The 10,152-nt window shown below is 71.3% G+C and carries 8 protein-coding genes and 1 pseudogene; 5 read left to right on the forward strand and 4 right to left on the reverse strand.

The genetic code is table 11. The features are described 5' to 3' along the window. Positions 1–100: 100 nt before the first annotated feature. From V1260_RS05305 to V1260_RS05315, 3 genes are all read right to left on the reverse strand, one after another. Complete coding sequence (locus tag V1260_RS05305) at positions 101–1,030, reverse strand: carbohydrate ABC transporter permease (protein WP_329745763.1); 930 nt, start codon at positions 1,028–1,030, stop codon at positions 101–103. Further along, on the reverse strand, positions 1,024–2,037 hold the full coding sequence (locus V1260_RS05310; RefSeq protein WP_329745764.1) for an ABC transporter permease: 1,014 nt from the start codon (positions 2,035–2,037) through the stop codon (positions 1,024–1,026). The genes V1260_RS05305 and V1260_RS05310 overlap by 7 nt, the downstream gene beginning before the upstream one ends. A gap of 298 nt (positions 2,038–2,335) precedes the next feature. Continuing rightward, complete coding sequence (locus V1260_RS05315; protein WP_329745765.1) at positions 2,336–4,699, reverse strand: glycoside hydrolase family 3 N-terminal domain-containing protein; 2,364 nt, start codon at positions 4,697–4,699, stop codon at positions 2,336–2,338. A 338-nt stretch (positions 4,700–5,037) separates the two neighbouring features. Between V1260_RS05315 and V1260_RS05320 the strand changes: the two genes are divergently transcribed. From V1260_RS05320 to V1260_RS05330, 3 genes are read left to right on the forward strand one after another with little or no spacing between them, the layout of a single operon-like run. Beyond that, positions 5,038–6,252 carry a Gfo/Idh/MocA family protein gene (locus V1260_RS05320; RefSeq protein WP_329745766.1) on the forward strand — a complete coding sequence of 405 codons (1,215 nt, stop codon included), beginning with the start codon at positions 5,038–5,040 and terminating at the stop codon, positions 6,250–6,252. Next, complete coding sequence (locus tag V1260_RS05325; RefSeq protein WP_329745767.1) at positions 6,249–7,019, forward strand: ThuA domain-containing protein; 771 nt, start codon at positions 6,249–6,251, stop codon at positions 7,017–7,019. The genes V1260_RS05320 and V1260_RS05325 overlap by 4 nt, the downstream gene beginning before the upstream one ends. Next, positions 7,016–8,095 (forward strand): Gfo/Idh/MocA family protein, encoded by a 1,080-nt coding sequence (locus V1260_RS05330; protein ID WP_329745768.1) that lies wholly within the window; start codon positions 7,016–7,018, stop codon positions 8,093–8,095. The genes V1260_RS05325 and V1260_RS05330 overlap by 4 nt, the downstream gene beginning before the upstream one ends. A 121-nt stretch (positions 8,096–8,216) precedes the next feature. On the opposite strand, the gene V1260_RS05335 is transcribed toward V1260_RS05330, so the two are convergent. Continuing rightward, a complete protein-coding gene (locus tag V1260_RS05335) occupies positions 8,217–9,152 on the reverse strand; it encodes an AraC family transcriptional regulator (protein WP_329745769.1) in 936 nt (311 codons plus the stop codon). A gap of 85 nt (positions 9,153–9,237) precedes the next feature. Here V1260_RS05335 and V1260_RS15815 point away from each other — a divergent pair. Together V1260_RS15815 and V1260_RS15820 are read left to right on the forward strand one after the other, a co-directional pair. After that, positions 9,238–9,660 (forward strand): annotated as a pseudogene (locus V1260_RS15815) (NAD(P)H-binding protein); the annotation flags it as partial. A gap of 17 nt (positions 9,661–9,677) precedes the next feature. After that, complete coding sequence (locus tag V1260_RS15820; RefSeq protein ID WP_442878122.1) at positions 9,678–9,977, forward strand: NAD(P)H-binding protein; 300 nt, start codon at positions 9,678–9,680, stop codon at positions 9,975–9,977. Positions 9,978–10,152 lie beyond the last annotated feature (175 nt).

The following is a 10,152-nucleotide window of genomic DNA, read 5'->3' on the forward strand; positions in this document are numbered from 1 at the left end:
CGGGGGCCCTGTCTCGCATCGCCGTCGTCGGAGATGCTGGGGTGGCCGACATCGGCCGGGGAGGGGCGAGCACCGATGCCCGACCGCAGGAGGGTGTCGCTCAGCCCTTGACGGAGCCGAGCATCACGCCGGAGACGAAGTACTTCTGCAGGAACGGGTAGAGGCAGATGATGGGCAGGACGGTGAGGATGATCGTGACCGCCTGGATGTTCGCGGCCACCTGCGCGAGTCCGTCGGCCCCCGCGCCGCCGCTGACGGAGGCGGCGTTGGTCGCACCGGCGATGAGGTTCCGCAGATACACCGTCACCGGATAGAGCTCCGCGCGGTCCATGTACAGGAACGCCTGGAACCACGAGTTCCAGAAGGAGACGGCGTAGAAGAGCACCATCGTGGCGAGCACGGCCTTGCTCAGCGGCAGCACGATGCGGGCGAAGATCCCGTACGTGGTCAGGCCGTCCATCGAGGCCGCCTCCTCGAGCTCCTCGGGGAGGTTCTCGAAGAACGCCTTCATCACCAGCAGGTTGAACACGCTGATCGCGTTCGGCAGGACGATCGCCCAGATGGTGTTGGTCATCCCCAGCGACTTGATGAGGATGTAGTTGGGGATGAGGCCGCCGTTGAAGAACATCGTGAACACGGCGATGCCGATGAACACGGTCCGCCACTTCAGGCGCTTCTTCGACAGCGCGTAGGCGAAGGTCGTGGTGAGGACCATGGCGATCGCGGTGCCGACCACCGTGTAGACGACGGTGTTCCGATAGTTGGTCCAGAACAGGGAGTCACCCATGACGACCTTGTACGTCTCCGTGTTGAAGCCGCGCGGGAGCAGGTTCACCTGGCCGGAGATGATGTAGCCCTCCGAGCTGAAGGACTGCGCCAGCACGTTCACGAAGGGGTAGAGGGTCACGAGCATGACCCCGATGAGGATCACGGCGTTGACCACGCGGAAGATCCGGTAGCTCAGGCTGTCCCTGATGCCGACGGGCTTCGCGGGGAGGCGGCTCGCCGTCGTGTCGGTCGTGGTCACCACAGGCTCGTCCCAACTACTCGCTTCGAGAACTCGTTCGCGGAGAGCACCAGCACCAGGCCGATGATCGACTCGAAGAGCCCGATCGCGGTCGCGTAGCTGAAGTTGCTCGACTCGATGCCGATCCGGTACAGGTACGTCGAGATGACGTCCGCGGTCGGATAGGTCAGGGGGTTGTACAGCAGCAGGACCTTCTCGAAGCCGACGGCGAGGAAGGTGCCGATGTTGAGCACCAGCAGCGTGATCATCGTCGGCCGGATGCCGACGAGCGTGACGTGCCAGGTCTGCTGGAGGCGGTTCGCCCCGTCGATCCGGGCGGCCTCGTAGAGCTGGTCGTCGATCGTGGTCAGCGCGGCGAGGTAGAGGATCGTGCCCCAGCCGACGGTCTGCCACACCTCGGAGCTGATGTAGATGGTGCGGAACCAGTCGGGGTCCTGCATGAAGTTGACCGGATCCATCCCGACCGAGCCGAGGATCTGGTTGATCGTCCCCTGGACCGAGAAGATCTGGAAGATCATGCCCGCGACGATGACGATCGACATGAAGTGCGGGAGGTAGGAGACCGTCTGCACGAGGCGCTTGAACCAGCGCACCCGCAGCTCGTTCAGGAGCAGCGCCAGGATGATCGGCATCGGGAAGCAGATCAGCAGCGAGAGTCCGCCGAGGATGACGGTGTTCTGGAAGACCTCCCAGAACTTCGCGTCATTGATGAACATCTGGAAGTAGCGGAAGCCCACCCACTCCTCGCCGAAGATGCTCCCGCCGGGCCGGAACCTGCGGAAGGCGATCACGTTGCCGGCCATGGGCAGGTAGCGGAAGATCAGCAGGAACGCGAGGGGCAGGATCAGGAAGGTGTAGAGCCTCCAGTCCTTCCGGAGCTCACGGCGCCAGGTGTTCCGCTTGGCGACGACGCGCACCGGGGCGTGGCCGGGATCCGGCTCCGCCGCCCGCGGAACCGCGGCGATGGACATCGACCCGTCCGTGGTCAGCGTCCCCTGCTCCGCGCTCATGCGGGCTGCATCGACGAGCTGCGCATCGATACCTCACCTCTTCTCCATCACGTCTCTGTGACACCCCCGAAAGGAAACTTTCGGTCCGGTTGTCGGTGGTTTTTAGGTTACTGGTGGCGCCCTGGGCCGTCAAGGACGGGAAACAGCCCGGGCGACACCGACATGGACTTGTGATCATCGTCGGCCGAAGGACCAGTCATGCGCTTCCCACCTGGGCTGATGGTGGCCTCTCCGCAGGAGATGCCGCACCGGTGCGCGGCCCGCCCTCGGAGGATGCGGCCGCTCCGGCGCCCGTCGCTCACGAAAGGTTCAGCTCCGGGACGCGACCCGCCGGCGAGGACGCCGCCACGACCTCGACGGGTGTGTCCAGGACGCGCTGCCCCTCGACGAGGTGTCGCACCTCGCCGTCGATGCGGAAGGACCCCTCGAGGGTCACGTCCTCGCTCGAGCAGCCGAGGCGCACCACGAACTCGCCGGGCTCGACGATGCGCCGCAGGTCCGGGCCCGTGAACGAGGTCCGATCGGCGTGGAGGCGGAAGGTCACCCGGGCGCTCTCCCCGGCGGGGAGGTCGATCTTGGTGAAGCCGACGAGCCGCTTGAGGGGGCGGACGACCGAGGCGACCGGATCGCTCAGGTACAGCTGGACGACCTCCCTGCCGTCGCGCGCGGACTCGTTCGTGACGGTCGCGGAGATCTCGACCGTGCCGTCCGGGGCGATGCTCGTCGCGGAGAGCTCGAGGTCGGAGTAGACGAAGCGCGAGTAGCTCAGGCCGTGCCCGAAGGGGAAGCGGGGCTTGGGGTCGAGGTTCGAGATCCCCTCGCTGACCCAGGCGAGGACCGGGGCGAGGTAGGTGCCCGGCTGGCCGCCGACGCCGTCCGGGATGCCGATCGGCAGACGTCCGGAGGGGTTCACCCGGCCCGAGAGCACCCCGGCGATCGCGGAGGCGCCCTCCTGCCCGGGCATGAAGGCCTGGACGATCGCGGCGGCCCGACCCACGTACTCCCCCACCGCGTAGGGGCGGCCGGTGATGAGCACGAGCACCGTCGGGGTCCCGGTGGCGAGCACGGCCTCGACGAGATCGTGCTGTCGCCCGGGGAGGCGCAGGTCCTCGACGTCGCAGCCCTCACCCGAGGTCCCCGCGCCGAAGAGCCCGGCGATGTCGCCGACCGCGACGACGGCGACGTCGGAGGCCTCCGCCGCGGCGACCGCCTCGGCGATGCCGGAGGCGTCCTCGCCGGTGAAGTCGCAGCCCGCGACCGCGGAGATCGCGGCCCGCGGGAACTCCGCGCCGAGCGCGGCGGTGAGCGTCGGCACGTCGACGGAGGTGCCGTTCTCCTCGAGGCGGGAGAGGACGTGGTTGGTGAAGCTGTAGCAGCCCAGCAGGCTGCGCGGCTGGAGGCCGGCGGGGCCGACGAGGGCGATCGAGGTCGGTCCGTCCTCCGCATCCAGCGGGAGGAGGGCGCCGGAGTCGTCGAGCAGGATGATCGACTCCTCCGCCATCCGCCGGGCGTGCTCGCGGTTCCCGGCGGGATCGAGGTCGACGACCTCGCCCGTGGCGGCGGGGTCGAAGTCCGGGTCGAGCAGGCCGAGCTCGATCTTCTGCCGCAGCAGGCGCCGGACGGCCGTGTCGAGCACCTCGATCTCGAGATCGCCCTCGCGGACGGCGTCGACGAGATGAGGGAAAGCCGTGGTCTCCGGCAGCTCGACGTCCAGGCCCGCGGAGAGCGCGGCCACCGCGGCCGCGCGGTCGTCCTCGACGACCCGGTGCATGCTCTGCAGGAAGCTCACGGCCCAGTAGTCGGCGACGACGGTGCCGTCGAAGCCCCACGCGTCGCGCAGCAGCTCGGTGAGGAGCCAGCGGTTCGCCGCCGGCGGCACGCCGTCGAGGTCCGCGTAGGAGTTCATGACGGCGCCGACCTCGCCCTGGCGCACCGCCATCTCGAAGGGCACGAGGTCGATGTCGTGCAGCTCGCGCGTCCCGATGGAGACGGGGGCGTGATTGCGGCCGGCGCGGGAGGCGGCGTGGCCGGCGAAGTGCTTGAGGGTCGCGATGACCCCGGCGGACTGGAGCCCGCGGACATAGGCCGTGGCCAGGACTCCGGTCAGGTACGGGTCCTCGCCCATCGTCTCCTCGATGCGGCCCCAGCGGTAGTCGCGGACGATGTCCAGCACCGGGGACAGGCCCATGTGGGCGCCGATGGCCCGCATGTCCTCGCCGATGCGGGCGGCCATGGCGCCGATCAGCTCGGGGTCGAAGGAGGCGCCCCAGGCGATGGCCGCCGGGTAGGTCGTGGCGCCGTGCGCCATCAGGCCGGTCAGGCACTCCTCGTGCACCAGCGCCGGGATCCCGTGGGGGGAGCCGGCGACCACGGTCTGCTGGAGGCGCCGCAGGTTCGCGACGCCCTCCGCGGGATCGAGCGCCGCGCTGCCGTACGGACGGGTCAGATGCCCGAGGCCCTTCTCGACAGCGGCCTCGAACGGGTCGCGTCCCGCCTCGAAGCTCGCCTGCATCGGCGCGAAGCCCTCGGCGTCGCCGATCTTCGGCCGCTTCCAGTAGCTGCCGAGCTGGGCGACCTTCTCCTCGAGGTCCAGCTCCTCGATGAGGGCGTCCACCCGCTCGTCGACGCTGCGGCTCGGGTCTCTCCACACCGGCGTGGTCATGGCGCTCCTTCATCGTGCGGGACCCGCGGAGGGCCGGACGGCCCCGTCGGCGCCGATCCCCTCCCGGTCTCCGATCGGACCGTGCTTCAGCAATCTTTCGCTGAACTTTCGTTTCGAGAGCGTAGGGCGTTTCGGCAGATCGGTCAACAGATCGCCCCGCCCCACCCCCGCCGGACCGCTGTTGACCACCTCGGAGCCGGTTGGTAATTTTTCCTTACTATCCCGGGGGCGAGCCTCTGGGCCGCCCCGTCAGCGCCGACAGCAGCCGGTCCCCGCACCTCCCCCGAGGGCGGATCCGCGGTCGACGCCCCACCCCTCCCGAGGAGACGACCCCCGCCGTGCCCACGTCCCCCCAGCCCCTCAACGTCGGCCTCGTCGGCTACGGATTCATGGGGGCCGCCCACTCCCATGCCTGGCGCACCGCGCACCGCTTCTTCGACCTGCCGGCCACGCCGGTGCTGCACACGATCGCGGGCCGCACCGGGTCCGCGGTCGCCGCGGCGGCGCAGCAGTACGGCTTCGCCCGGCACACCACCCGCTGGCAGGACCTGATCGAGGATCCCGAGATCCACGTGATCGACATCTGCACCCCGGGCGACACCCATCACGAGATCGCCCTCGCGGCGCTCGCGGCGGGCAAGCACGTGCTGTGCGAGAAGCCGCTCGCGAACTCGGTGGCGGAGTCCGAGGAGATGGCGGCGGCCGCCACCGAGGCCGCTCAGCGCGGAATCCGATCGATCTGCGGCTTCTCCTACCGCCGCACCCCGGCGCTCGCCTACGCGAAGCAGCTGGTCGAGGAGGGCTTCGTGGGCGAGATCCGGCAGGTCCGCGCCCAGTACCTGCAGGACTGGCTCGCGGACGCCGACGCCCCGATGACCTGGCGCCTCGACAGGGAGAAGGCCGGCTCCGGCGCGCTCGGCGACATCGGCGCGCACGTCATCGACCTGCTCCAGTGGATCTCCGGCCTCGACGTCGCCGCCGTCTCGGGCACCCTCGCGACCGTGGTCCCCACCCGTCCCGCGGCGGGCGCGATGCAGGGCCTCGGCGGCAAGGGCGACACCTCCGGCGAGCGCCAGCAGGTCACCGTCGACGACACCGCCCTGTTCTCCGTCCGCCTCGAGAACGGTGTGCTCGGCGCCGTCGAGGCGACCCGCATGGCGCAGGGCCGCAAGAACGCGATGCGCGTGGAGATCAACGGCTCGAAGGGCTCGGTCGCCTTCGACTTCGAGCGCATGAACGAGCTGGAGATCTACGACGCGACCGCGCCCGCGGGCCGCCAGGGCTTCACCCGCGTGCTCGCCACCGAGCCGGAGCACCCCTACGCCGCGGCCTGGTGGCCCACCGGCCACGGCCTCGGCTACGAGCACACCTTCACCCATGAGGTCGTCGACCTCGTGCGCGCGATCGGCGAGGGCGCCGACCCCTCGCCCTCCTTCGCCGAGGCCCTGCACGTCCAGCGCGTCCTCGCCGCCGTGGAGGCGAGCCATGCCGACGGCTCGCGCTGGACCCCCGTCGGCCCCCAGACCCCCACCACCCAGGAGACCTCCGCATGAGCACCACCCCCCACCGAGTCGCCCTCGTCGTCCGCGGCGGCTGGGACGGCCACCAGCCGGTCGAGGCGACCGAGCTGTTCATCCCCTTCCTGGAGGAGAACGGCTTCAGCGTCCGCATCGAGGAGTCTCCGGCGATCTACGCCGACGCCGAGTACATGGCCACGGTCGACCTGATCGTCCAGTGCAACACCATGAACACCATCGAGCGGCCCCAGTTCGAGGGGCTGCGCGCCGCGATCGAGGCGGGCACCGGCATGGCCGGCTGGCACGGCGGCATCGCCGACAGCTACCGCAACGAGTCGGACTACCTGACCCTCATCGGCGGGCAGTTCGGCTGCCACCCGGGCAAGCACCCCGACGAGCGCAAGGGCGAGCAGGCGGACAACTACGTGCCCTACACCGTGAACATGCTGCCCGCCGCGGCGGACCATCCGATCACCGCCGGGATCAGCGACTTCGACCTGGTCACCGAGCAGTACTGGGTGCTGGCCGACGACTACTGCGACGTCCTCGCCACCACCACCCAGAAGGTCCGGGAGTGGGATCCCTGGCACCGCGAGGTGACCTCACCGGCGATCTGGACCCGCCACTGGGGCGAGGGCCGCATCTTCGTCTCCACCCCGGGCCACCGCGTCGAGGTGCTCGAGGACCCGACCGTGCGCACCATCATCGAGCGCGGCCTGCTGTGGGCGGCGCGCGGCTCCGAGCAGCCCTACGGCGAGCACGGCGCCCTCCGCACCGCGGGCGCGCAGGAGGCGACCCGATGAAGGTGGGCATGATCGGCTGCGGGAACATCTCCGCGCAGTACCTGAAGACCTTCCCGACCCTCCCGGACGTGGAGCTGGTGGCCGTCGCGGACCTCGACATGGACCGGGCGCGCGCCGTCGCGGCCGAGCACGAGGGCGTCCGCGCGCTCACGGTCGACGAGCTGATCGCCGATGCGGAGGTGGAGACGGTCCTGAACCTCACCATCCCCGCGGCGCATGCGGAGATCGACCTGCGGGCGATCGCCGCGGGCAAGAACGTCCACGCGGAGAAGCCCTTCGCGGTCACGGCCGACGAGGGCGCCGAGGTGCTCGCCGCCGCGGCGGCCGCGGGGGTGCTCGTGGGCTCCGCCCCGGACACCGTGCTGGGCACGGGCACGCAGACGGCCCGGCAGGCGATCGACGACGGGCTGATCGGCACGCCGATCTCCGCGGTCGCCACGATGATGACCCCGGGCCACGAGCGCTGGCACCCGAACCCGGACTTCTACTACGTGCCCGGCGGCGGCCCGCTGCTGGACATGGGCCCGTACTACATCCACTCCCTCGTGACGCTGCTGGGCCCGGTCTCCGCGGTGATCGGGGCGTCGAGCCGGCTGCGCGCGGAGCGCACCATCGGCTCGGGCGCCCGGGAGGGCGAGGTCATCCCCGTCACCACCGACACCCATGTCACCGGGGTGCTGATCCACTCCTCCGGCGCGCTGTCGACGCTGGTCATGAGCTTCGACGCGGTCGCGACGCATGCGCATCCGATCGAGGTGCACGGCACCCTCGGCAGTCTCTCCGTGCCGGACCCGAACCGGTTCGACGGCGAGGTGTCGGCGAACGTGCTCGGCTCCGGCGGCTGGAAGGCCGTGCCGGAGTCGGCCGGCTACGTCGGGGCCTCGCGCGGCATCGCCCTGCAGGACATGGCGACCCGCGGCGAGCGACTGCGGGCCTCCGGCGCGCTCGGCCAGCACGCCCTCGAGGTCATGAACGCGATGCTCGAGTCCTCCGGCTCCGGGCAGCGGGTCGAGATCTCCTCGACGCTCGAGCGTCCGGAGGCGGTGCCGCTCGCCGACGTGCGCGTGAGCGCCTGAGCGGGATCTCTCGGTCCGTCGGGGCTCCGGGGGCGTCGCCTCCGGAGCCCCGCCGGCGTCTCGGGGCGAGAGGGGCGACCAGGACGACCGGGGCGGCTCTCGCCGCCTCGGAGGGCTCGACTCAGGCCGCGCCCGCGCGGACCTGCGCGGGGCTGCGCCCGCGGATCCGCTTGTAGGCGGCGCTGAACCCGTAGGGATTCGCGTAGCCCACGTCGCGTGCAATGCGCGTCAGGGGTGCGGAGCCGCTCAGCAGCTGATCGGTCGCGAGATCCATGCGCAGCTCGGCGAGATAGGTCATGGGGGCGACGCCCAGCACCGCGGTGAAGCGCTCGGCGAAGGCGCTGCGGGACATGCCGGAACGCTGCGCGAGGCGCTCCACGCTCCAGCGGTCCGAGGGGTCGGCATGCAGGGCCCGCAGGGCCGCGCCGAGCTGCGGATCCGCCATCGCGCCGCACCATGCCGGACCGGTCTGCGCGTCCTCGAACCAGCTGCGCAGCGCCGCGGTGAGCAGCAGGTCCAACCAGCGGTCGAGCACCGGCTGGCGCCCGGCGGCGGAGCGGTCCAGCTCGGCCTCGAGCAGCCCGACGAGCGGGGCGACGTCCGGGAGGGCGACCGCCGCGACGGCGGGCAGGGCCTCGATCAGCCGCCGGCCGATCCCCGGGGTCACCGTGTAGTCGCCGGAGATCAGGACCGTGCGCGCCGCACCCTCGTCCTCGGCCTCCTCCACGAGACACTGGAGGTCGTCGACCGCGCGAGGCAGCTCTGCACCGTCGACCGTGCGGACCGTCTGGTCCTTGACGAGCAGCCGGACGGGGCTGCCCGGCCGGTCCAGCACGCGGTACGGGCCCGACGTCGCGACGAGGTGGACCACCCCGCGGGCGAGCGGCATCGGGTCCGCGCCTTCGAGCTGGATCCAGGCCTCGCCCTCGGTCACCAGCAGCACGGTGAGCGGGCAGCTCTCGTCGACGAGCAGCCCGAAGGGGGTGCGGAGCTGGGAGCGGTGCAGCACCCCGTTGCGGGATCGCACGGCGTGGAGCGCATCGGACAGGGGGTCCATGGGCCGATCCCATCATGGACGATGGCGCAGGCACAACGGTCGATCACGCATGGATCGTCCAGCGTGGCGCGGCGAGGATCGAGCCATGAGCACCGCAGAGAGCACGCCCGCCCCGTCCACCGCCCCCTCCAGCACCCCGTCCACCACCTCCGCCCCTTCCCCGTCCCCGCGCTCATCCCCTTCGTCCCCGAAGGACATCCGCACCGTGGTCGTCCTCGGCGCGAGCCGCGGGACGGGCGCGGTCACCGCCGAGCTCGCCCATGCCGCGGGCCTCGACGTCCGCGCCGTCTCCCGCTCCGGCGCCGGCCCCGCCGTCGGACCGACGCCTCACGTCGTGGACGCGACGGACAGCACGGCGCTGCGCACGGTCCTGAGCGGGGCCGATGCGGTGCTGGTGATGGTGGGCGCGCCAGGCCGGGACCGCAGCGGAGTGCGCACCGCGGTGACGCGGGCGACTATCGCGGCGATGCACGAGACGGGGGTACGGCGACTGGTCGTGCAGTCCTCGCTGGAATCGGCGATTCCGTGGCGCGGCTCGACCTGCTCACCCGTCGTCTCGTGTTCCCGCTGCTGCTGCCGGGCGCGCGGGCGGACCACACCGCGCAGGAGCGGCTGGTCGTCGGCAGCGGCCTGGACTGGACGATCCTCCGTCCCGGCTACCTCGGGGACGGCCCCGCGGATCCCGCCGTCGTGGCGGTGCGCAGCGAGGACCCGCGCCGACTGGGCCTGCGCCTCTCGCGCCGCGACGCCGCCGGCTGGGCGCTGCGGGTCCTCGAGGATCCGGGGACCGTCGGGGGCACCTACGTCCTCGGGCCCGCCCTCTGATCCCGCCCGACGGGTGCGTGAGCGCCTGAACCCTGCCCCACGCCGGCAGACGGGTCAGCCGAGCGAGAGGGGCAGCATCCTGCTGTGCGGGCCGAGCTCCTCGAGCTCGGCCCGCTCCGCATCGGTAGGGGGGCGCCGACCGGTTGCCACCTGCAGTGCGTCGGCGTCGGCCCAG

It is taken from the genome of Brachybacterium sp. J144 (assembly GCF_036321705.1).
Taxonomy (GTDB): Bacteria; Actinomycetota; Actinomycetes; order Actinomycetales; family Dermabacteraceae; genus Brachybacterium.